The organism is Bradyrhizobium sp. C9 (assembly GCF_002532045.1).
GTDB lineage: Bacteria > Pseudomonadota > Alphaproteobacteria > Rhizobiales > Xanthobacteraceae > Bradyrhizobium.
In genome coordinates this window covers 102,436-124,696 of record NZ_NWTG01000002.1, presented here as the reverse complement: position 1 = coordinate 124,696, position 22,261 = coordinate 102,436, and the positions used below count along the sequence as shown (strand labels likewise).

Here is a 22,261-nt window from a genome sequence, read left to right as displayed (position 1 = left end):
TTTCTGCCTGATCTCAGCGCGAAGCCACCAGCGGCCACAATTCGTCGGCGCCACGATTCGCGACGAGCTTGCCGAGCTCGACTGCCCAGTAGCTCTCCGAGCCGAAATCGTCGCGCCACGCCAATGCGCGCAGCGAATAGCGGTGCAGGATGTGCTCGTTGGTGAAGCCGATCGCGCCATGCACCTGATGGGCGATGCCGCTGCCTTTCTCGGCGGCTTCCGAGCAACGGATTTTCGCCGCGGCTGCTTCGAGGAACACCGCGTCATTGTCGAACGACTTGGCGTTGGCGATGGTGTCGGCCGCCGAGGTCGCGGCGGCCAGCGCCGCGGCGGACTCGCCGGCGAGACGGGCGAGGTTGTGCTGCACCGCCTGGAATTTGGAGATCTTCTTCTCGAACGCGACGCGCTCGTTGGAATAGCGCACGGAGATGTCGAGCATCGATTCCAGGGAGCCTGCGATCTGGAGCGACCGCACCACGCCGCCCATCAGCATCAGCGTGGTCTGGTCAAAACCCTTCGGCGCCGATTTGGTCGTGACCGGCTGCACCTTGTCGAGCGTGACGGTGTCGTTGTGGTCGCCGCCGAGCCCGATGCCGGATTCGATCCGGCACTTCGCGGCATCGACCAGCGCGATCGAGATGCCGCCACTGCCGCTTGCCAGCACCGCGAAATGCTTCGCGTCTTTCGCGAACGGCACGCCGCGGGCGCGGCCGGAGAGCGAGCCGTCTTCGTTCACCGTGACGCGGTCCTTCGGGCTCGCCGGGACAACTGTCATCTCGCCTTCCGGGGAGGCGATCCTGGCTTGCGTGAGCAGCCAGCCGGCCAGCATTGTTTCGGCCAGCGGAACAGCGATCGCATGCCGTCCGGCGACGTTGAGGACGCTGAAACCTTCCGCGAGGCTGGCGCCGGAACCGCCGAGATCGTCGGGCACCCAGGACAGCGGCAGGCCGGCTTCGGTCAACGCCTGCCACAGCGGCGCCTTCCATGCGCCCTGCTTGTCGTGATTGATGGTTTGGGCATCCGCGAGATCGGCGAAAATCTTTTCCGCGGTCTCGGCGACGATGTTCTCACTCTCCGCCACAGCGTTCCTCGTGTTGATTGGCTTGGGGCTCGCCGTTCGGCTGGCCCTGCTTGCGATGTTGTCTTGCGCTCAATGATGCGGAAAAGCCATAGCCGTGACAAGCGTTGCTCGCAGGGCCACTTGCGCGGATGGCATGAAGCCGGAGCGGGCGCATGAATTCCGCATAGTGAACTTTCGACCGCCTCGGTTTGTATGCCACGCGCGGCAGCAAATTGGCCGGCAACATGCGTTCAGTCCGCCAGATGAAACTCGATCGCCTTCCGCATCAGGTCGGCGAACTCGGTCTCCTGGGTCACCAGCGCGTCGTTCAGTCCGGCCACGCACAGCACCAGCGGCTCGTTGGATTCCGCAATCGGCGGCAGGTTCATGGCAACGGCGCCCGCGCCCGGCGTGACCAGGCCGAGCGAGAAGGCATGCCCTTTGGTGCGGACCTTCTTCAGCTCCAGCAGCAGCGCCTTGATGTCGACCTGCCGATCGGATCGCGGCTCGTTGGCGTTGATCAGGCGCACCAGGCGGCGGACCTCCTTGTCCGGATAGGCCGACAGCAGCGCGTAGCCGGATGCGGATCGCGCCAGCGGCCGCAGCGTGCCGGCCTTGACATACAGCCGCATCGGCAACCTGGCCTGAATGATATGGACATACTGCGCGCTGAGCCCGTTGCGCACCGCGAGCATGATGGTCTCGCCGGTTCTCTCGGAGAGCTCGTTCATCAGATTGATCAGGCGCCCCCGCGTGAACAGCGCCGGGCTCAGCCAGTGTCCCAGCATCGAGATCCGCGGCGTCGGGATATAGGTGCGGCGGCTGGTGTCGTAATGCAGATAGCCGAACGCGGTCATTGTCCGCATCAGCGCCGAGGTGCTGGATTGCGGGAATTTGAGGGCGGCCGCGACCTCGATGGCGGAGGCGGCGCGCTGGTGCTCCTCGAAGAATTCGAGCACGTCGAACACGCGCCGCGCCGACTTGACCGCATTGTCCATCTTCGGCAGGTCGCGCGAGGTATCGCCGAGGAAATCGGGGCCGTCGAAAGACCGCGCGCCGGCCGCAGGACCGGAAGTCGCCAAATCCTTCTTCGCCACCGGCATCCCTATCGTCCCTGCTGTGCCACCCGCCGCTTCAGCCACCAGCTATATTGCTCCGGCCAGCTCGTCCACTCGGGATCGCATCCGAGCGCGAGCGCCGTCTGGGCGGGCCAGTTCGGATTCCACAGCAGTTCGCGGCCGAGTGCAATAAGCGTCGCCTTGCCGTCCCGCAAGATGGCTTCGGCGTAGTCCGGCTCGCGGATCAGCCCGACCGCAACCGTCGGCATGCCGGCTTCCTTCTGGATGCGCTCGGCGAACGGCACCTGGAAGCCCGGGGTGCGCGATACCAGCGAATTGCCGCGCGGCAGCTTCATGCCGCCGGACGAGCAGTCGACCATGTCGATCCCGATCGCCTTCAGCTCGGTCGCGAACGCGATGGAGTCTTCGATTCCCCAGCCGATGTCGACGCCGTCGACCGACGAGATGCGCACGAAGGTCGGCAGGTGGTCGGGCCACTCCTCGCGCATGATCGCAGCGATCCGCAGCGGCAGACGCATGCGATTTTCGCGCGATCCGCCATACTCGTCGTTGCGGTTGTTGGCCAGCGGCGACAGGAACGAGTGCATCAGGTAGCCGTGTGCGCAGTGCAGCTCGATGACGTCGTAACCGGCGGCCCTGGCCCGGCGAAACGCCTGGCGGTAGTCGTCGACCAGGGCATCGATCTGCTCTGACGTCAGCATCTGCGGAGCGGGCCAGCCGTCGTCGAACGGGATGCCGCTCGAGGCCGCGATCGGCCACGGGCCTTCGTTGCGGGCCTTGATGTCGGCCTCACCGAGCGGATTGCCGCCCTCCCACGGCCGCTGCGATGAGCCCTTGCGGCCACCATGCGCGATCTGGATCGCAGCCTTGGCGTTGAAGCTGTGGATCAGCGCGGCGAGCGCGGCATGATCCGCGATGTGCGCATCATCCCAGATGCCGAGGCAGCCATGGGTGATGCGTCCCTGGATGTTCACCGAGCTCTGCTCGACGAACATGAGGCCGGCGCCGCCGGCGGCGAGCCTGCCGATATGGGCGGTGTGCCAATCGGTCGCGCGCCCGTCCTGCGCCGAATAGGTCGCCATCGGCGAGACCATGATCCGGTTCTTCAGTTCGAGATCGCGCAGTTGTAGCGGGGTGAAGAGCAGCGGCAGTTCGGTCATGCGATATCCAGCCTTGCTTGTGGTTTCTTGTCTGTGGTCTTGCGAATTTGTAAGAGCCTCATTTCTTCAGCAGCGGGCATGCGCTCTCCTCTGGCGTCGCAAAGGCCTCCTTGCCCGGGATGACCTGAACCAGCTTCTCGTAGTCCCAGGCGCCCTTGGATTCGGCCGGCGATTTCACCTGCACGAGATACATGTCGTGGATCAGCTGGCCGTCTTCGCGCAGGAAGGCGTTGCGGGCAAAGAAGTCGTCGATCGGCATGTCCTTCATCTGCGCAATCACCTTGGGGCCATCGTCGGTGCCGGACTTCTCGACTGCCTTGAGATAGTTCATCACAGCCGAGTAGAGCCCGGCCTGCACCATGGTCGGCCGCTTGTTGGTCTTGGCCATGAACCGCGCGGCGAAATCGCGGGTCTTGTCGTCGAGATCCCAATAGAAGGCGGTCGCGAGCTGCAGCCCCTGGGCGGCCTGCAGACCGATCGCGTGGATGTCGCTGGTCTGCATCAGGAAGGCCGCGAGCTTCTGCTGCTGCGCCAGACCGAACTCCTGCGCCTGCCGGATCGAGTTGGCGAGATCACCGCCGGTATTGGCGAAGGCGATCACGTCCGCCTTCGAGCTTTGGGCCTGCAGCAGATAGGACGAGAAATCCATGCTGTTGAGCGGGTGCCGCACATCGCCGACGATGCTGCCGCCGACCTTCTCCACGGTCTTGGCCGCGTCGTTACGCAACGCGTGGCCGAAAGCGTAGTCGACCGTGACGAAGTACCAGCTCTTGGCGCCTTCCTTGGCCAGCGCCCGAACCGTGCTGTTGGCGAGTGCGTAGGTGTTGTAGGTCCACTGCACCGAATTGACCGAGCAGCCCTTCCCGGTCAGATCGGAGGAGCCGGCCGACGACACCAGCATCGCCTTGTTCTTCTGCTTGGTGAGTTCGAGCACGGCGAAGGCGACGGCGGAATTGGCGAAATCAACGATGACGTCGACATTCTCCTGCTCGTACCAGCGCCGCGCGATGCCGGCACCGATGTCGGCCTTGTTCTGATGGTCGGCATCGACCATCGCGATAGGCTTGCCCAAAACCTTGCCGCCGAAATCCGCGATCGCCATCCGGACCGCTTCGACCGCGCCGGGGCCGGCGGCGTCGGCATAGAGGCCGGCCTGATCGGTCAGCACGCCGATCTTCACCATGTCGTCGGAGATCTGCGCGTGGGATGGCGCGGCTGCGAAGGTGGCGGTCAGCAATGCAGCGCTCGCGGCGAGCCATCCGTAACTCGATGTCATTGTCCCTGGTTTCCTCTAGTTCGATTGCCTTATGGCGTTGGTCTTTTCTTGCCGCAGGTCGATCATCCCGGGATGCGACAGCGGGTCTTTGTCCGGGCCGAGCAGCGTGTGCTTCTGGATCTTGTTGGTCGAGGTCAGCGGCAGTTCGCCGACGAACGCGATCCATGCCGGCAGCTTGAACGGCGCGAGGCGCTCGCGGCAGAAATGGAAGATCTGTTGCGCGAGCTCGCGCGACGCGGCGGCGCCGTCGTTGATCGCGATGAAGGCCGCAACCTCCTCGTCGCGGATCGGATCGCGCGCGGCAACGACCGCCGCCTGTTTGACCAGGCCGGATGTTGTCAGAACGGACTCGATCTCCGCCGCCGAAATGTTTTCGCCGGCGCGCCGCACCAAGTGCTTCAGGCGGTCGACGAACACGAATGCGCCGTCATCGTGCTGCCAGGCGCTGTCGCCGGTGTGAAACCAGCCGCCGCGCCAGGCTTGTTCGGTGGCCTCGGGGTCTTTCAGATAGCCGGAGAAGAAGCCGCGCCGCGGCGTCGCTGCCGAATGGCGCACGCAGAGTTCGCCAACCGTGCCCGGCGCCACCACGTTGTCGTCGGCATCGAGGATCGTCATCTCGAGGCCGGGCACGCTGCGGCCGATGGTGTTGGTCTCGAGATGGCGCGGCTCGACCGTGTTGAAGGGGCTGCGTCCGGTCTCCGTCATGCCCCAGCCCTCGACGAAGGGGATGCCGAAACGCTCGCGGGCTCGCGCGCGCTGCTCGGGGTTGGCGCCGACGCCCATCGAGAAGCGCAGCGCATGGGCCTTCTCGTCCGGCGTCTCCGGCTGGGCCAGCAGGGCGGCGACGATCACGCCGAGATAGTGCAGCACGGTTGCGTGGCAGGAGACGATGTCGCGCCAGGCCGATTTCGCATTGAAACGCTCCGGCAGGATCAGGCAGCCGCCGGTCAGCATCATCGCGATCGGGGTCAGCGTCAGGCCGGCCATGTGGAACAGCGGCAGCGGGCTGTAGAGGCGCTCCGTTCCGGCGTGATACGTCGCTTCGCCGCCGTGGCTGACGTACCAGCGGCCGGTCGAGACCACGTATTCGTTGGTCAGGATGCAGCCCTTCGGACGCGCCGTCGTGCCTGACGTGTAAAGCAGCGCGGCCTCGGTCTGGCTTCCCGGCTCGCCGGCGCGCGGCGGCGGCCTCAGGGCTTGCGGAATCTGCGTCACGCTCGCGCCGAGATCGTCGCCGGACACCTCGAGCACGGGTGCTGTGCCGGTCAGCGCCTTCTGCAACTCCTTCTGGTCGGGCAGCGTGACGATCAGGTCGGGCTCGGCGTGCGCGATGAGATACGCGATCTCCGCCGCGCGATAGGCCGGGTTGATCGGAACGATCGAGACGCCGAGACCATTGAGCGCAAGCCAATGCACGATGAAATCGGGCCGGTTCTCCAGCAACAGACAGGCGCGGTGTCCATGCCCGAAGCCGGCAGCGCGGTAGTGTTCGCGCAATGCGCAGACCTGCCGCGCAATCTCGTCATAGGACAGTTCGACGCCATCGGGAAAATAGCCGCGGTCGGGGCGCGCGGGAATGCAGAGGAAGGGTTTGCGCGCTGCCGCATCTGCAGTCGCAGCGAACACGCTGAACACGGTGTACATCGTGGCGAAGCTTCCCTCTGGCGGCCGCAGGTCGATGTCAACGATGCCGGTCCAGGAGAGCTGCTTCGTTGAGCGCGTTGCCGCGATCGCGGCGTTGCGCGGAAGCTATAAGGGCGAGTAATGTGCTGTCAAATTGATTATGAGTTTTTAAGAAACTCATATGTAGTTTGAAGTCAATCGGGAGGTAACGAGATGAAGATGCATATGCTGTCGGGCGGACGTCTGCGGATGTCGAGGCGGACCTATCTGCCTGATGCTGAGCGCGGCGAGATGATCGATCTGCCGGTCGCCTGCGTGCTGTTGCGGCACACGCAAGGCAATGTGCTGTTCGACACCGGATGCCATCCCGATGTCGCGACCGATCCCGAAGGGCGGCTCGGCACGCTGGCCAAATACATGCAGCCGATCATGCCGGCCGACGATCATGTGCTGACGAGCCTGAAGGCCGTTGGCCTTGGTCCCGACGACATCGACGTGGTGATCTGCTCTCACCTGCACACCGATCATTGCGGCTGCAACGCCTTCTTCAAGAAGGCGACGATCTTCGTCCATGCGCTCGAGATCGAGGCCGCGAATGCCGACAACGCGTTCGATCGCGGATACATCAAGGCGGACTGGGATCATCCGCTGAAGATGGAAATCTTCGACCGGCAGATGGACGTGTTCGGCGACGGCAAATTGACGCTGGTCCCGCTGCCGGGACATTCTAAGGGGACGACCGGCGCGCTCGTCAAGCTGGATCAGAGCGGCGAATATCTCCTGGCGTCCGACTCGCTCAGCGTGCGCGCCAATCTCGATCAGCGGACCTCACCGCGCAACAGCCTCAATGTCGACCAGTTCCTGAACTCGCTCGACGAGATCGCCAGGCTCGAGGCATCCGGCGTCAAGATCATTTGCGGGCATGACGAGGCACAGTGGGCCAGCCTGCAGAAGGGCCTGAACGCATATACGTGAGGACCCGCGCCTGAGGCTTTGGCGCGGCTTGCAGATGGCATCCCGCGCGATATGGTATGTCGCCGCCGGAGTTCATCTGGCTCACAACAACAAGGAAAATGCAGATGTCCAAGGATGGTTTGTGCGCGATCGTGACGGGATCGGCATCGGGCCTCGGTGCCGCCACCGCGCAAATCCTCGCCACGCAGGGCGCGCGCCTCATCATCAACTATTCCAACAGCAAGGCGGAAGCGGAGGCGACCGCGGAAGCCTGCCGCAAGCAGGGCGCCGAGGTGCTGGTGGTGCAGGGCGACGTCTCGCGCGATGAGGATTGCAAGAAGATCGCAGCGGCCGCGCAGGGCTGGGGCCGCCTCGACGTGCTGGTCAATAATGCCGGCACCACCAAGCATGTCCCGCATCATGATCTCGACGGCCTGACCGCAGAAGATTTCCAGCGCATTTATGCCGTCAACACCATCGGTCCGTTCCAGATGGTCCGTGCCGCGCGCGCGCTGCTCGAGGCCGGCGCAAAGGCTTCCGGCCGTCCCTCGGCCGTGGTCAACGTCTCCTCGGTCGCCGGCATTTCCGGTGGCGGGTCGTCGGTCGCCTATGCGGCGAGCAAGGGCGCGCTCAATACCATGACGCAGTCGCTGGCGCGCGCGCTGGCGCCCTTGATCCGGGTCAACACGGTGTGTCCGGGCTATATCGATACGCCCTGGTTCACCAAGGGCCGCGGCGAGGCGGGCGCCAAGCAGGTGCGTGATGCCGTGGTCGCGCGCGTGCCGCTCAAGGTCGCGTCAACGGCCGAAGACATCGCCAATCTCGTCTGCTTCCTGGCAAGCCCGGCGTCGAGCAACATGACCGGCGAATTCGTCCGCATGGACGCCGGCATGCATCTCATTCAGTGACGCAGCCATCCACGTCGTCAGTGTTTGCAGAAACGAAAATGCCCGGGCTAAGCTCGGGCATTTTGATTTTGAACGAGCGTTCGCCGTTACTTGTTGCCGATGTCGGGGATCACGCGCGCTGCGACCAGCCGGTTCCAGATGAACAGCACCACCAGCGCGCCGATCGTGGCGGTGATGAAGCCCGCACCCTGTTCAGGACCATAGTGGCCGATGGCCTGGCCGATGAAGGTCGCGAGAAACGCGCCGGCGATGCCGAGCACGGTGGTGAGAATGAAGCCGCTCGGATTATTCGGTCCCGGTGACAGGAATCGCGCGATGATCCCCGCGACAAAGCCGACGATGATGACCCAGATGATGCCGCCCATGACTGTCTCCTCAGATGGAATCAACGCCGCCGCTAAAGCCGGCCGCTCAACTCGTCGCCGCTCGGCAGCCGGCCGTCTGGTGTCAGATGGTTGATCGCGTCGGGCAGATACTGGCTCAGGCCCTGCAGCAATTGGTCGCGCGACATGCCGCTCTGCGACGCCAGCGAGTCGATCTGGTCGGCGCCGAGCGCGTTGGCGAGATCGCCGGGCGCGATCTGCTTGTTGGGGCCATTGCTGACCCAGGAATTGGCCGCGTCGCCATGGCCCTTCTGCTGCAACTGGTTGAGCAGATCGCCGAGGCCGCCGCTGAGCACGGTGCCGGCTGCGCCGCCCGCGAGCAGGCCACCGAGGCCGCCCTTGAGCAGATCACCGAGCCCGCCGCCACCGGCGCCGCCGGGCAGGCTCGCGGTGACGTTGCCGGGGAGGGACGGCGCTTGCGCCGGCGTCGGCTGAGGTGCGGTTGTGCTCGGCTGGCCGCCGGAGAAATGCTTGACCGCCTTCCAGGCGAGCAACGCCAGGATGGCCATCGTCATCGGCGACATTCCGCCGCCGCTCGAGCTGTCGGATGGGGTGCTTGGCGCGCTTGGACCGCGGGGGCCGTTCTGCATGCCGTTGAGTACGTCGAGTAAACCCATGATCGTCTCCTGCCGCAACCGTGCCCCGAGCCGGAAACATAGCTTCGGGCCATGACGGTTACAAGGCGGGCCACCGCGGCGGCGGCGCGTGGAAATAGGCAGACAACCCCAGGTCTGCTATCGAGGTCTGCTATCGAGCCATCATGAACGGACGTTTAGCCAGATGAACGCGGACCGGCCGATCGGCATCGCGGGCGCCGGAAGCATCGGTTGCTTCGTCGGCGGCATGCTGGCTGCGTCCGGCCGCCGCGTCGCGCTGCTGGCGCGGCCGCGGCTGATCCAGGAGATCGCAGGCAACGGCTTGCGGGTCAGCAGTTTCGACGGTTCGGAGCGGGTGGTATCCGCGGACCGGCTCACTCTGTCCGACGATCCGTCGATCCTGCGCGACGTCGAGACGGTGCTGGTGACGGTGAAGAGCGCCGATACGGCCGAGATCGCCGAATTGATCGCACACCACGCCGCGACTGACGCCGCGGTGATCAGCCTGCAAAATGGCGTCGGCAATGTGCCGCTGCTGCGCGATCGCCTGCCGGGCCGCAAGGTGCTCGGTGGCATGGTGCCGTTCAACGTGGTCGCGCTCGGCGATGGCCGCTTCCATCGCTCGACCTCGGGCGACATCGTGGTCGCGCAAGACGATGCCGGCACGGCGGAACGGCTCTCGGTTCCGGGCCTTGCGATGAAGGCGACCTCCAACATCGACGGCGTGCAGTGGGGCAAGCTGATCGTCAATCTCAACAACGCGCTCAATGCGCTGTCCAACATTCCGCTGCGGCAGCAGCTCGCGCAGCGCGGCTGGCGACAACTGTTCGCCGACCAGATGGCCGAGGGTCTGGCCGCGATCCGCGCCGAAGGGATCGTGCCGATGTCGCCGACCCCGCTGCCTTCGAGCTGGATGCCGGCATTGTTGCGATTGCCTGACGCGCTGTTCGACATGCTGCTCGGCCGCACTATGAAGATCGATCCCGAAGCGCGCTCCTCGATGTGGGAGGATCTGCAGCGTGGTCGCCGCACCGAGATCGACTATCTGCAAGGCGTGATCACCGCGATCGCGGATCGCCGTGGACTCGAGGTTCCGCTGTCGAGACGTATCATCGCGCTGATCCGGAAGGCGGAGGCCGACGGCAAGGGTTCGCCGGGGCTGACGCCGGAGCAGATCCGCGATGGCCTTTGACCGCGAGCGCCGGCGACCGTCTGGCACGGCGTTCGGATAACCGAGGAGGTGACATCATGAAACGATCCTGCATCATGCTGCTCACGCTTGTTGCGCTTGGCATCGTCCCGGTCCGCGCTGCGCCGCCGACCGTGACACCTTCGCCGGGCTATGATGCGCGTTTGCAGGAGCAGCGCGCGGCGGCCGCGGCATCGAGCCGATCGGCTGGGCCTGCGCGCAAGCCGACCGCGCACCGACACCACAAGCGCGGTCGCGCGAACTGATCCACTACAGAGAAGACCTCAGATGAAACTGCTGTTCCTCGCGCTCACCTTCGTGCTCGGCATCGCGACGGCCGCAAGCGCCGCCGACTATGCCGGTTCGATCAGTGCCTACCGGCGCGCCAATCATATGCCTGCGGTGAAGCTCGACGCGAAGCTGAATGCGATGGCGCTGAAGCAGGCGCAGGCGATGTCGGCGACCGGATCGGTCAGCCACTCCGCGGGCGGCAGCTTCTTCACCCGCATCGCGCCGCTGAAGAAGCAGCGCGCCGCCGAAAATATCGGCGCCGGCTTCATCGCCTTCGCCGAGATGCTGAAGCAGTGGGAGAACTCGGCGGGGCATCGCGAGAATCTCTTGATGCCGGGCGCGAAGCGCGTCGGCGTGGCCTTCGTCGACAATCCGAAGTCACCGTACCGCAGGTTCTGGGCGATGGTGATTACCGATTGACCATAGCGTTTTCGAGCGAAGTGGACGCCGGTTCGCGTGAAGAAAACGCGTCAAAATAAGAATCTAGAGCACTTCGGTCTGATTCAATCAGAACCGAGGTGCTCTAAGATCAGTTTCGCTTCGCGAGCTTGGTCGGCGGCGGCGATGCCGGCGTGAACAGCTTCTTCAGATCGTTCAGCCCGTCGGAGAGCCGTGGCCAGTCGCAGGAGAAGGTGCCCTTCACACAATTCGCCGCCTGCGGTCGCACCCTGGGGAGAGGGGCGGCACCCACCCGCGGCTTGACCGGGCGCACGGCCGGGACCGGGGCCTTCGCCGGCTCGCTGTGCACTGGCTCGCTGTGCAGCGACGCCTGCTGAAGCTGCGGCGGCCGCATCTGCTGCTTTTCCTGCCGCTCGAGCTGCTTGGCATTGAACGCCGCGACGATGCTCGAGCGGCGCTCCTTCTCGAGATAGCCGGTATATTCCTGGTCGATCTTCTTCTGCTCATCCGGCGTCGGATTGGGGCCGGCGATGTCGAAGCTGCGATCCTGCATGAAGTCGTAATAGGTGTAGCCGCCGCCGGGCTTGCGGCGTCCGGCGAACTTGGCATTGCAGTCGGCGAGTTGCGCGGTCTTGTCTTCTTTGGACTTCGCCTTCTCGGCGAGGTCGGCACAATCCTCAAAGTCCTTCGGCGCGCTGCGCCACCATTGCGCATGCGCGCCCATCGGCGCCAGCGCGAACGCGGCAACCAAAACGGCAACAGCCAACGTCGATGATCGTGACGGCATCACGGACATTGCAATCAAATCCGAACGACACAGAGTGAGCAGATTGTCGCCATTTTAGTGACGCTTGTCACCTGGAACCGGGCGATTTCCCTGATCATTTAAGTCGCAGATCGGCCGTTTGGAGCGATCAAATAATCGCTGTACGCGATTGCAATATTTCAAGAATTCTAGCCGTACTGCCGCACCGGAAATTGGAACAATTCGTCTTGAATCGTTCATTTCACCCTGTGCAGCAATGCGACGAGTTCCGCCTGCCGATGCGTGCCGGTCTTCTGGAAGATCGTCTTCAGCTGATTGCGCGCGGTCGCAAGAGCAATGCCGGCTTCCTGCGCAGCCGCCTCGACCGAATCGCCGCGCGCAAGTCGCGTGGCGAGGCGCGCCTGCGCCGGCGTCAGCTCGAACGCCGCCGCCAGCAGGGCCTGATCGAAGGCGGCGTTGCCCTCGAGATCGCGGATCAACAGGATCGCGCGCGCGCCCAGGAACGGCGAGCGCGCGGCGGGAGGCACCGGCTGCATCTGGATCACGATCGGCCGCTTGTCGATCCTGCGCACCACGATCGGCGATGTCGGAAGCGGATGCAGGTCCGAGCTGTGGGCCAGCAGATCGATCAGCCTGGTCAGGTCGGCGTTGGCCTGCCGGTCGAGCAGGGTGAGGCGGTTGTTGCGGATCGCGAGGTCATGGCCGAGGCAACGTTCCGCCTGGCCGTTCATGCCGATGATGGCGCCGAAGCGGCCGACGGCAATCGCCGCGACCTGGATCAGGTCGAGCGCGCTTGTGATGCCCGAGATCGCGGAGCGGCCGACGACGGTGGACAGCGTCGCGGCTTCGGTCAGCCGTCCCGATATTCTCGAGAGCGCCTTGACCTCGTCGGCGTCGAACATGCCTTCCTTCGGCGAGCGCTGGATGCTCAGTGCCCACAATGCCGGGCCAGCGCGGAAGCCGATCCCGGCGAACCACTTCAGCCCGAACTGTCCAAGCGTGGCGTAGAGTGGATCGCGCAGCATCTCGGTTTCGCCGCCGAACAGGTCGGCGTCGGTGATGACGTTGGTGCCGGCGAGCATCAACGGCACGCCGCGTGCCGCGCGAATGTCGGTGAGGTGAAAATTCTGCGGGAAGTAGGTCTTGGTGAAATAGTCGGTGATCGATTGCGTGCGCGGAATGTCTTCGGTGCGGATATCGCTCTGAAGCATCGCAGCCCCGGTCGCGCCGACGGCCGCGCAGACCTCGTCCATGAAGGACGGCCAGGTCGCGGGATCGAGCACCACGTCGCCAAGGCGCGCGGTCACATCGTCCAGCCTGTGCACGTCGACCAAAGGCTCAGCTCCGCCTGATGCAGGTTTTTGTTTGTTTCACAAGACGAAACAGGTCGAGCCTGATTGCGCCCGGTACCGTGCATAAAAAGGCCTTGAGCCCCAGATATGCAAGTTAAATCAGCGGTGCGGCCGAGGGCCGGGCCTGCAAACCTTGGCGAAACATGATCGAAAATCGGCGAGTGGCGCGGGCCCGCCGCTACAGCAAATGCAGATCCCGGCGGCGATCGGCCTCGGTCAGCGCCACGCGGCAGAAGCTGGCGGCGATCGCGACGACGTCCTCGATGGCTTGCGGATACTGCTTCGAGACCCAGCGCAGCGCGATCGAGATGACTGCGCCGACCATGCCGATCGAGAGCAGCGTGGCAGCCGCGGCTTTGTCGCCGTGCTTGGGATCTGATGTCGGCGGCACCAGGATGTCGCTGAAGACGCGCAGGGCGTCGAGCTTGACCGCATCGACCGCCGGACTGATGCCGGAAATCTCCAGCAGGAAGACCCGCGCGGGCTTCGGATGCTCCTTCAGCCGCGTGAAATACAGTGTCAGCGCGGCGCGCAGCCTCATTTCGGCATCGTTGCCGGCGGCCGCGGCGGCAGCCGTCATCTCCTCGTGGAGGTGGCCGACGACATGGTTGTAGGCCGCGATCAGCAGGGCTTCGCTGTTGGCAAAGGATTCGTAGAAATAGCGTTCGGTGAGCTCGGCCGCCTCGCAGATCGCCTTCACGGTGGCGACCCGATAGCCGACCTCGCCATAGACCTCGATCGCAGCATTGATCAGCTTCAGCCGCCGCTCGGCGCGGCGTTCCTCGGCGTCCATACCGCCATAGAGGCGGGCTTTCCGGCTGCTTGCCATGAAAAGTGTATTGACACGAGCCATTGTCAGATGTCAAGTTATCTGACAATACGAATTGTCAATTCTGCCACGGGAGGTCAGGGCATGTCTGCTCATTTCGACGTGTTGATCGTGGGTGCCGGGCTGTCGGGCATCGGTGCCGGCTATCATCTGCAGACCAATTGCCCGGATCGCAGCTACGCCATTCTCGAAGGCCGCGATTGCATCGGCGGGACCTGGGACCTGTTCCGCTATCCCGGCATCCGCTCCGACTCCGACATGTACACGCTGGGCTATTCGTTCCGGCCCTGGACCGAGCCGAAGGCGATCGCCGACGGTCCGTCGATCCTGAATTATGTGCGCGAGACCGCGCGCATGTACGGCATCGACAAGAAGATCCGCTTCAACCACCGCGTCGTGCGCGCCGACTGGTCGTCGGCCGACTCGCAATGGACCGTCGAGGTCGAGCGCGGGCCGGAGCAGGCGATCGAGCGTCTCACCTGCAACTTCCTGTTCATGTGCAGCGGCTACTACAAATATGAGCACGGCTACACGCCGGACTTCCCCGGCATCGCCGATTTCGCCGGCCGCGTCGTCCATCCGCAGCAATGGACCGACGACATCGACTATGCCGGCAAGAAGGTGGTGGTGATCGGCAGCGGCGCGACCGCGGTGACGCTGGTGCCGGAAATGGCCAAGACCGCCGCCCATGTCACGATGCTGCAGCGTTCGCCGACCTATGTCGTGGCGCGGCCCGACGAGGACAAGGTCGCCAATTGGCTGCGCGCGCGGCTGCCGGCCAAACTCGCTTACGGCCTGACGCGCTGGAAGAACGTGCTGTTCGGCATGTATTTCTACCGGCTCTGCAAGCGCGATCCGGAGCGCGTGAAGAAGCTGATCCTCGGCGGCGTGCGCCATGCGCTCGGCCCCGACTACGACGTCGCCACGCATTTCACGCCGAGCTACAATCCGTGGGACCAGCGGCTTTGCCTGGTGCCGAACGGCGATCTGTTTCAATCGCTGCGCAGCGGCGGATCGTCCGTCGTCACCGACCAGATCGAAACCTTCACGCGTGGGGGCATCAAGCTCAAGAGCGGCAACGTGCTCGACGCCGACGTCGTGGTGACCGCGACCGGGCTCGATCTGCAGGTGCTCGGCGGGCTCGAGATCAAGGTCGACGGCGCGCCGGTCGATCTGTCGAAGACCATGAACTACAAGGGGCTGATGTATTCGGGCGTACCGAACCTCGCCGCGGCGTTCGGCTACACCAACGCATCCTGGACGCTGAAATGCGACCTGACCTGCGAATATGTCTGCCGGATGCTCAACCACATGAAGGCGAACGGCTACGCGCAAGTCACGCCGCGGCGGAACGATCCGACCGTGACCGAACTGCCCTGGGTGCAATTCTCCTCGGGCTATATCCAGCGCGCCGCCGCCAGGTTCCCCAAACAGGGCTCGCGCCGGCCGTGGCGGCTCTACCAGAATTATGCGCTCGATATCATGACACTGCGTTTCGGCTCGCTGAAGGATGAGGCGATCGAGTTTCTGCCGGCGCACCGGGCCGGCGCGGCGAATGCCAACGCGAATCCCGCCCGGCAGGTGGCGTAACGCGACACGCGCCCCGCCGTGGCGCGGGCTGGCGATCATTCGGCACCTCTGCTATGGGAGGGCAGCGCCCGCATGCTTCGGCTTGCGGGCGGTGCGGTCCCGTAGCTCAGCCGGATAGAGCGACGGTTTCCTAAACCGTAGGTCGGAAGTTCGAGTCTTCCCGGGATCGCCATTTTCCGCCTGGCCCGCTCCGCAGATCGGCATCCTGCATGTTCGGAGCTTCCTTGCGCCAATCAGCAGCTGATTCCGGGATTGCGGACCATGGCAGCGCAGTTGCGGTCGGCGCAGCACTGCAATGTCGCAAGCGTGTGCTGTCAGGCTGCGACTTTCGCTGGAGCTCTGTCGGCGGCAGTGATAACGGCTGACCAGATCATCTCACGACGGGCCGCATGCCGAAACCTCCGCCTCCCTCCCATCGCGGGCCAAGCCCATCCCCGGCTCTGCACCGCGCCATGGTCGCGTTGCAGATGGGGCAGGTCGTCGAGGCCGAGCGGCTCGCAGCGGAGGTGTTGAAGGCAAACCGGACGGATGTCGGCGCGGCCGCGATCCTGGCGCGAGCGCTGATGGCCCAGAGGCGCAATGAGGAGGCGATCGCGCCACTCGAACGCGCCACGCGCCGCGTCGAGGATCCCGGCCTCGAGACCCTGCTCGGCGCGGCGCTCGCCGGCGCCGGTCGTCGCAGCGAGGCGATCGATGTGTTGCGGCGAACCGCCGCGCGACGGCCGCCGTTCCTTCCCGCATTTCAGGAGCTGGCCGGGCAATTGGCCGCGGCCGGCCGCTTCGACGAGGCGGTTACCGTCATTGAGAGCGCGCTGGTTTTCGCGCCCGGTAGCGTCAAGCTGCAGCTCCTGCTCGCGCAGATCCTGCCCCATCGCAATGAGCGCGGCCGCGCGCGCGAGATTCTGGAGAAGCTGCGCACCGCGGCGCCGGGCCATCCCGATATTCTGGCCGCGCTCGCGCGCGTGCTGCTGCTCGACGGCGAATACGCGGCGGCGGCGGATCTCTATCGTCAGGTGCTGGCGCAGCGCCCCGACGATCCCCTGACGCGGACCAGCTTCTCCGCCTGTCTTCTGGAAATGGGCGACCGCGCCGCCGGCGAAGCCAATCTGCGTCTGGCGTTGCGCGGCCGGCCGCAAATGCTCGGCCGCACCACGTCCGCGCTGGCAATGGCATCGCACGGCCGCTTCTTCTTCCGTCCCAGCGCGGCTGCGAAGTTTCTGAGCTAGGCAAAGCTCGGGCAAATCATGTTGCGAAAATGCGGGTGCATGACTCACAAGCGGCGCAACATACTCGGTGTCGTCCCTGCGAAAGCAGGAACCCATAACCACGGCTAGTTGTTGTTGTGCGATCGCGGAACGACGAGTCCCGTTCATAATTCGGGCCGCGGAGTATGGGTCCCTGCTTTCGCAGGGACGACGAGTGGAAGGAGGCGCGCCGCAACGCGTCTCGTACGCTCCACTCTACGTTCGAAACTGGCGGCGATAGAGTCCGGGCTCGCGGGCCATCCTGTTGGACAGTTCCTGCGCGCGTGATGTTTCATCCGGCGTCATCGGAGAGGTCTGCGCGGCCCAGTTCTCGCGCTTCACCGGGAAGCATTGCGCAACCGGCGTGCCCTTGGGCAGTACGCCGTTGAAATTGGTGTCGTGCCAGCGCGCCGGGAAATGAATCCAGCTGTCGTGAAACTGATCGCAATCGACCATGCCGGTCAGCGTGGTGAACGGCAGGTCGAACCGGTTGACCGGGTGCGTGAAGAACAGCGAGTAGCCCGCTGGCGCCTCGATGGTCCACAGATTGACGAACTTGATGAGGAAGCGGTCCTGCTCGAACAGCGGCGAGCCGATCACCTGGCTTTCGTCGTGGAATCCAACCGGCGAGCGCGGGAATTCGAGCACGCCGCCGGACGGAAGGTCGTTGTCCCATGTGATCTCGCCATTCTCGATCTTGAGATCGCAGACCAGCGGCATCAGGAAACCCGATGTCATCGCATCGACGAATGGCGGGCAGCGCTTGACGGTATCCTCCTCGCGATTGCTCATCGCATTGAATGCTTGCGTCGGCATCGCCTTGAGCCATCCGGGAAGGCCCAATGACGCGGGCACCGGCGCTGGAATCTTGCCCTCGAGCTCCGCTGGGCAACGGAATTTGATGGTCATCGCTTCGTTGTTGTTGGACACGGTTTGGTCCTCGGTTCGTTCAGTGTCGGCAGCGCCCTTGCGCCAGTCGATGCTGATCTAGCACGCGATGACGGGGCGGAGAAAGCAGCCGCATCGCGCGCTGGGCGAGCTGCGGCATCGAGCTATAAGTTGTTGTTATCATGACGGATAAGGTAACCCCTCAATTTCGCGTGTCGCGCGCCGCCTGATCCCGTTTTGATGCGTCGTTCCGTTCGCCGGTGTGCAAGACTTTGCCGATAGGCATTGGCTTTCGATGCCTGTCGGGCGCATCATGCCGGCGTCGCTGACGACGAGATTTGCAGCAGGTAACGGAGGGACCGATGGCCGAATCGAAGATTGAGACCGCCAACATTGCAGGCGTCGCGCCAGCCTCCGGCGACGGCGGCGGTGTCAGCCAACTCGCGATCGCGACCGTCCGCACCGTACCGATCGAGCAGGCGCAGTCTCGCACCGAGCACGATCTGCTCGGCGAGGACGATGTGCCGGCCAACGCGCTGTGGGGCATCCACACCAAGCGCGCGGTGGTGAACTTTCCGATCACCGGCGTGCCGGTCGGGCATTTCCCGGAATTCGTCCGCGCGCTGGCGCTGGTGAAGCAGGCCGCCGCCCGCGCCAACAAGCGCCTCGGCTATCTCGCGCCGGAAAAGGCCGATGCGATCGACAGGGCCTGCATCCAGGTCGCGACCGACAAGGTCTATGCCGAGTCCTTCGTCGTCGATGCGATCCAGGGCGGCGCCGGGACCTCGACCAACATGAACGCCAACGAGGTGATCGCCAACGTCGCGCTCAAGCTGATGGGCAAGAAGCCCGGCGACTATCACACGCTGCATCCGAACGACGACGTCAACATGGCGCAGTCGACCAACGACGCCTATCCGACCGCGCTGCGGCTCGCGGTGATCTTTGCCACCCAGCCGCTGGTGCGCGCGCTCGATGACCTTGCCTATGCCTTCAAGGGCAAGGCGGTGGAGTTTGCCGATGTCCTGAAAATGGGGCGCACCCAGCTGCAGGATGCGGTGCCGATGACACTCGGCCAGGAGTTCGACGCCTTCCACGCCACCGTGAAGGAAGACGTCGCACGATTGAACGAGATTTCGAGCCTGTTCCGCGAAGTCAATCTCGGCGCCACCGCGATCGGGACCGGCATCAATGCCGATCCGCGCTATGCGGCCCTTGCGGTCGAGGAGCTGTCGCGGCTGTCCGGCCAACCCATGGTGCTCGCTTCGAACCTGATCGAGGCGACCTCCGACCTCGGCGCCTTCGTGCTGTTCTCCGGCGTGCTGAAGCGCGTCGCGGTCAAGGTATCGAAGATCTGCAACGACCTCCGCCTGCTGTCGTCGGGGCCGCGTACCGGCATCGGCGAGATCAGGCTGCCTGCGGTGCAGGCCGGCTCGTCGATCATGCCCGGCAAGGTCAATCCGGTGATTCCGGAGGTGGTCAACCAGGTCGCCTTCCTCGTGATCGGGCACGATCTCACGGTGACGATGTGCGCCGAAGGCGGCCAGCTCCAGCTCAATGCCTTCGAGCCGACCATCGGCTATTGCGTGCTGAGCTCGCTGCGCATGCTGACGGCTGCGATCGATACGCTGACCAAGCGCTGCGTCGACGGCATCGAGGCCGACCGCGAGCGTTGCCGCAGCCTGGTGCAGGGGTCGATCGGCCTGATCACGGCGCTGGCGCCGGCGCTCGGCTATGAGGCCTCATCGCGCGTGGCGCGCCGCGCGCTGAAGGAGAACCGCTCGGTCGCCGACATCGTGCTGGAGGAGAAGCTGCTGACCGAGGAGCAGCTCAACCAGCTGCTCGAGCTCGAAGCCATGACCCGCCCGGCGCGTCGTCAGCCGGTGCCGAAGTTGAAGGAAAGTTGAGCGCAGGCGCTACGGATCCCGCTCGACGAACATCCATTTTGATCTTCGCAGGACGGACCTGCCGGCCGCATGCCGGCGCGTCCGTGATGGCGCTTTGTGAAGCCGGTCACACGTCCATTGGAGATGTATGATACGATGAGGCAACTTTAGATAATCGATTTACCGCGCTCGCGGCATAGGGATTGCGAGGTTTGCCATGGCCACGCCCAACCTGCCGACGCCAGATTTCGCCTTCGATCCCGATCAGCCCGGCGCCTGCATTGCCGGCGTGCGGCCTTATCGCAACGGATCGTACCGGCTCGATGCCGAAACCATCGCGCAAAGCTTCATCGTGCACAATTACGGCCATGGCGGCGCCGGCATCACGCTGAGTTTCGGCTGCGCCGCGAAGGTCCGTGACATCGTCAGGGATCATCTGGCCGCAAGCCGTGGGGTCACCGAAGCCGCCGTGCTCGGCGCCGGCGTGATGGGTCTGACCGCCGCGACATTGCTGCTCGATCTCGGGCTCAAGGTCACGGTCTATTCCGATCGCGCGCCGCTCGAGACCACCTCCGCCAAAGCCGGCGGCCAGTGGGCCGTCTCGGTGGTGGAATTCGCCGGCAAGGAGCGCGAGCTCACCGACATCGTCAAGAGCGCTTATCGTGCGTTCAAGGATCGGATCGGGCAGGGGTTCGGCGTGTTCGAGCGGCCGAACTACACCGCGACGCGCGCGCACAATCTCGACATCGTGCTGCAACTCGCGCCGGGCCTGATCCCGCCGCGGCAGCCGCTGCAGCGCATGCCGTTCGCGCACCACACCAAGCCCGGCTTCGTCTACCAGACCCTGCTGATTGAGCCGCCGGTCCTGCTCGCCAGGCTGAAGGCCGATCTCGACCAGCGCGGCGTCAGCTTCGTTTCGAAGCGGTTCGTCAACCGTTCGGATATCCTGGCCAGCGTGCCGCAGCCGATCATCGTCAACTGCACCGGGCTCGGATCGATGACGCTGTGGAGCGACACCAAAATGATGCCGATCAAGGGACAGCTTGCGCTGCTGCGGCCGCAGCCGGCGCTGCAATATCTCTACGGCCAGAACGGCTACTTGTTCCCGCGCAGCGATCATGTCGTGATCGGCGGCACCTTCGAGCCCGGCGTCAACAACGAGACCCCGGACAAGGCGGTGTGCCAGGGCCTCGTCGATCACATCGCCTCGCTGTTCGGCAAGGCACCGGCGAGGCCGCTGCCCGACATCCATATCCACAACCCCGTCCACGCGCCGATCGTCAACCCGGCAATTCCCGAGGTCTGAGGGCTTGCCATGGAACATCCGCTTCGCATCGGCGAGTTCTTGCCCTCCGATGCGCCGGTTGCCGCCGCCGACGCCGAGATCGCCGCGCCGTCGGCGGAGGCCGTGGTACCGTTGCCGCCATTGCCGAACCTGCCGGCGACCGACGTTCAGTTCCTGCGGCCGCAGGACGCGCACTATGCGGATTACCTGCCCGCCGCGAGCAAGCGCAAGCAATTGGCGCCGGCGCTGCGTGCGGTTTGCAAGACCGAGCACGCGGTTGCCGTGATGGTCGACTGGGTGCGCAGCAACGGATTGAGCTTCGCAGTTCGCTGCGGCGGACATTCCTATGAAGGCCTGTCGCAATCGTCCGGGGTTGCGATCGACGTGCGCGGATTGCAGCAGATTGTGGTCGACAAGGCCTCGAACCTCGTCACGGCGGGCTCCGGCGCATCGCTTTACGCGCTTTATTCCGCGTTGGCCGCCCAGGGCCTCGCGCTGCAGGCAGGCAGTTGCCCAACCGTCGGCATCTCCGGCCATCTCACCGGCGGCGGCCACGGCCTGCTCGCGCGCTCGCATGGACTGACCTGCGACGGCCTGCTGCAGGCGAATGTCGTCGACGCCCAGGCGCGTGTGCTGCAGGCCAATGCGACATCGGAGCCGGACCTCTGGTGGGCCTGCCGCGGCGGCGGCGGTGGCAGTTTCGGCATCGCGACCGAGTTCAAGATCGAGGTGTTTCCCTTGAAGACGGTGTGGGTGTTCGGTGTCTCCTGGAAGCTGTCGCAGGCCGACGCCGCGCAATTATTCGCCGCCTGGCAGGACTGGGCGCCGAGTGCGCCGTCGAACATCACCTCGATCATGAAGGTCGGCCCGGCCGGCCAGGGCTTGATCACGATGCGCTGCATTGGCCAGTCGGTCGGCAGCGAGAGCGAACTGCGCAGCGAACTCCGGCGATTGACGGCGGTGCGACCGCCGTCATCGGCGCTGTCGGTGCAATCGCTCGCCTTCCTCGATGCGGTCAAGCACTTTGCCGGACCGCTCGCCTACGAGTCGGTGCTGATGAAGGCGAAGTCGGACTATGTGCTGACGCCGCTCGCCTCCGACGGCATCGAAGCCATGATGACGGCGGTCGCGCCGATCGCGCCGGGCGGCATCGTGCTGCTCTGCGATTCCTATGGCGGTCGGATCGCCGATGCTGCCGCCGACGCCACTGCATTCCCGCGCCGCGCCGGCACGCAGTACTGTATCCAGTATTTCTCGAGCTGGAGCCGATCCGCGGACACCGCGGCGCATCTCGCTGACGTCGCAAGGGTCTATGCGGCGATGCGTCCTTTCATGCCGGGCGCGTCCTACGTCAATTATTGCGATCTCGACCTCGACGACTATGCGTCAGCCTATTGGGGCGACAACCTCGCCCGCCTGGTCGCGGTGAAGCAGCAATATGATCCCGACGATCTGTTCCACCACGCCCAGAGCGTGCCGCTCGGCGTGCCGACGGCATGAGGA

At 64.8% G+C, this 22,261-nt stretch carries 21 protein-coding genes and 1 tRNA gene; 11 read left to right on the top strand and 11 right to left on the bottom strand.

The window, feature by feature from the left end:
* Nucleotides 1-13 precede the first annotated feature (13 nt).
* The 5 genes from CO675_RS05490 to CO675_RS05470 all read right to left on the bottom strand — a co-directional run bounded on the left by CO675_RS05490 (nucleotide 14) and on the right by CO675_RS05470 (nucleotide 6,219).
* Complete coding sequence (locus CO675_RS05490) at nucleotides 14-1,081, bottom strand: acyl-CoA dehydrogenase family protein (protein ID WP_097671038.1); 1,068 nt, start codon at nucleotides 1,079-1,081, stop codon at nucleotides 14-16.
* Nucleotides 1,082-1,311: 230 nt separating this feature from the next.
* Entirely contained in the window at nucleotides 1,312-2,163 is an 852-nt protein-coding gene (locus CO675_RS05485; RefSeq protein WP_097671037.1) for an IclR family transcriptional regulator, read from the bottom strand.
* 2 nt (nucleotides 2,164-2,165) lie between these two features.
* Complete coding sequence (locus CO675_RS05480) at nucleotides 2,166-3,299, bottom strand: NADH:flavin oxidoreductase/NADH oxidase (protein WP_097671036.1); 1,134 nt, start codon at nucleotides 3,297-3,299, stop codon at nucleotides 2,166-2,168.
* Between the two features lie 58 nt (nucleotides 3,300-3,357).
* Complete coding sequence (locus tag CO675_RS05475; RefSeq protein WP_097671035.1) at nucleotides 3,358-4,575, bottom strand: ABC transporter substrate-binding protein; 1,218 nt, start codon at nucleotides 4,573-4,575, stop codon at nucleotides 3,358-3,360.
* Between the two features lie 15 nt (nucleotides 4,576-4,590).
* Nucleotides 4,591-6,219 carry an AMP-binding protein gene (locus CO675_RS05470; RefSeq protein WP_245452645.1) on the bottom strand — a complete coding sequence of 543 codons (1,629 nt, stop codon included), beginning with the start codon at nucleotides 6,217-6,219 and terminating at the stop codon, nucleotides 4,591-4,593.
* A gap of 192 nt (nucleotides 6,220-6,411) precedes the next feature.
* On the opposite strand from CO675_RS05470, the gene CO675_RS05465 reads away from it, so the two are divergent.
* Both CO675_RS05465 and CO675_RS05460 read left to right on the top strand, forming a co-directional pair.
* Nucleotides 6,412-7,173: an N-acyl homoserine lactonase family protein gene (locus CO675_RS05465; RefSeq protein ID WP_198964496.1), complete on the top strand. Its 762-nt coding sequence runs from the start codon at nucleotides 6,412-6,414 to the stop codon at nucleotides 7,171-7,173.
* Nucleotides 7,174-7,277: 104 nt separating this feature from the next.
* A complete protein-coding gene (locus tag CO675_RS05460; RefSeq protein ID WP_028336226.1) occupies nucleotides 7,278-8,060 on the top strand; it encodes an SDR family NAD(P)-dependent oxidoreductase in 783 nt (260 codons plus the stop codon).
* 86 nt (nucleotides 8,061-8,146) lie between these two features.
* On the opposite strand, the gene CO675_RS05455 is transcribed toward CO675_RS05460, so the two are convergent.
* Nucleotides 8,147-8,425 (bottom strand): GlsB/YeaQ/YmgE family stress response membrane protein, encoded by a 279-nt coding sequence (locus CO675_RS05455; RefSeq protein WP_021080200.1) that lies wholly within the window; start codon nucleotides 8,423-8,425, stop codon nucleotides 8,147-8,149.
* Nucleotides 8,426-8,457: 32 nt separating this feature from the next.
* Nucleotides 8,458-9,060 (bottom strand): YidB family protein, encoded by a 603-nt coding sequence (locus tag CO675_RS05450; protein WP_097671401.1) that lies wholly within the window; start codon nucleotides 9,058-9,060, stop codon nucleotides 8,458-8,460.
* A 163-nt stretch (nucleotides 9,061-9,223) separates the two neighbouring features.
* Here CO675_RS05450 and CO675_RS05445 point away from each other — a divergent pair, with 163 nt between their 5' ends.
* The 3 genes from CO675_RS05445 to CO675_RS05435 are packed head-to-tail and all read left to right on the top strand — an operon-like array spanning nucleotide 9,224 to nucleotide 10,939.
* The gene (locus tag CO675_RS05445; protein WP_097671034.1) at nucleotides 9,224-10,231 is read left to right on the top strand and encodes a 2-dehydropantoate 2-reductase; all 1,008 of its coding nucleotides are present in this window, start codon (nucleotides 9,224-9,226) and stop codon (nucleotides 10,229-10,231) included.
* Between the two features lie 56 nt (nucleotides 10,232-10,287).
* Nucleotides 10,288-10,494, top strand: a complete 207-nt coding sequence (locus tag CO675_RS05440; RefSeq protein WP_097671033.1) for a hypothetical protein — start codon at nucleotides 10,288-10,290, stop codon at nucleotides 10,492-10,494.
* Nucleotides 10,495-10,516: 22 nt separating this feature from the next.
* Nucleotides 10,517-10,939, top strand: a complete 423-nt coding sequence (locus tag CO675_RS05435; RefSeq protein WP_097671032.1) for a CAP domain-containing protein — start codon at nucleotides 10,517-10,519, stop codon at nucleotides 10,937-10,939.
* 109 nt (nucleotides 10,940-11,048) lie between these two features.
* Here the strand turns inward: CO675_RS05435 and CO675_RS05430 are convergent, their stop codons facing one another.
* The 3 genes from CO675_RS05430 to CO675_RS05420 all read right to left on the bottom strand — a co-directional run bounded on the left by CO675_RS05430 (nucleotide 11,049) and on the right by CO675_RS05420 (nucleotide 13,865).
* Nucleotides 11,049-11,705, bottom strand: coding sequence for a hypothetical protein (locus tag CO675_RS05430; RefSeq protein WP_097671400.1), 657 nt, complete (start codon nucleotides 11,703-11,705; stop codon nucleotides 11,049-11,051).
* A 215-nt stretch (nucleotides 11,706-11,920) separates the two neighbouring features.
* Entirely contained in the window at nucleotides 11,921-12,991 is a 1,071-nt protein-coding gene (locus tag CO675_RS05425; protein WP_143278885.1) for a helix-turn-helix transcriptional regulator, read from the bottom strand.
* A gap of 223 nt (nucleotides 12,992-13,214) precedes the next feature.
* Nucleotides 13,215-13,865, bottom strand: coding sequence for a TetR/AcrR family transcriptional regulator (locus CO675_RS05420; protein ID WP_097671030.1), 651 nt, complete (start codon nucleotides 13,863-13,865; stop codon nucleotides 13,215-13,217).
* Nucleotides 13,866-13,949: 84 nt separating this feature from the next.
* Between CO675_RS05420 and CO675_RS05415 the strand changes: the two genes are divergently transcribed.
* From CO675_RS05415 to CO675_RS05405, 3 genes are all read left to right on the top strand, one after another.
* A complete protein-coding gene (locus tag CO675_RS05415) occupies nucleotides 13,950-15,455 on the top strand; it encodes a flavin-containing monooxygenase (protein WP_097671029.1) in 1,506 nt (501 codons plus the stop codon).
* 95 nt (nucleotides 15,456-15,550) lie between these two features.
* A tRNA-Arg gene (locus CO675_RS05410) sits at nucleotides 15,551-15,627 on the top strand.
* 280 nt (nucleotides 15,628-15,907) lie between these two features.
* Complete coding sequence (locus CO675_RS05405; protein ID WP_097671028.1) at nucleotides 15,908-16,681, top strand: tetratricopeptide repeat protein; 774 nt, start codon at nucleotides 15,908-15,910, stop codon at nucleotides 16,679-16,681.
* 234 nt (nucleotides 16,682-16,915) lie between these two features.
* On the opposite strand, the gene CO675_RS05400 is transcribed toward CO675_RS05405, so the two are convergent.
* A complete protein-coding gene (locus CO675_RS05400; RefSeq protein WP_198964528.1) occupies nucleotides 16,916-17,608 on the bottom strand; it encodes a hypothetical protein in 693 nt (230 codons plus the stop codon).
* Between the two features lie 341 nt (nucleotides 17,609-17,949).
* On the opposite strand from CO675_RS05400, the gene CO675_RS05395 reads away from it, so the two are divergent.
* The 3 genes from CO675_RS05395 (at nucleotide 17,950) to CO675_RS05385 (ending at nucleotide 22,258) form a co-directional block, all read left to right on the top strand.
* A complete protein-coding gene (locus CO675_RS05395) occupies nucleotides 17,950-19,494 on the top strand; it encodes an aspartate ammonia-lyase (protein ID WP_097671026.1) in 1,545 nt (514 codons plus the stop codon).
* Between the two features lie 196 nt (nucleotides 19,495-19,690).
* Entirely contained in the window at nucleotides 19,691-20,779 is a 1,089-nt protein-coding gene (locus tag CO675_RS05390) for an FAD-dependent oxidoreductase (protein ID WP_097671025.1), read from the top strand.
* A gap of 9 nt (nucleotides 20,780-20,788) precedes the next feature.
* Entirely contained in the window at nucleotides 20,789-22,258 is a 1,470-nt protein-coding gene (locus tag CO675_RS05385) for an FAD-binding oxidoreductase (protein WP_097671024.1), read from the top strand.
* Nucleotides 22,259-22,261: the final 3 nt, after the last annotated feature.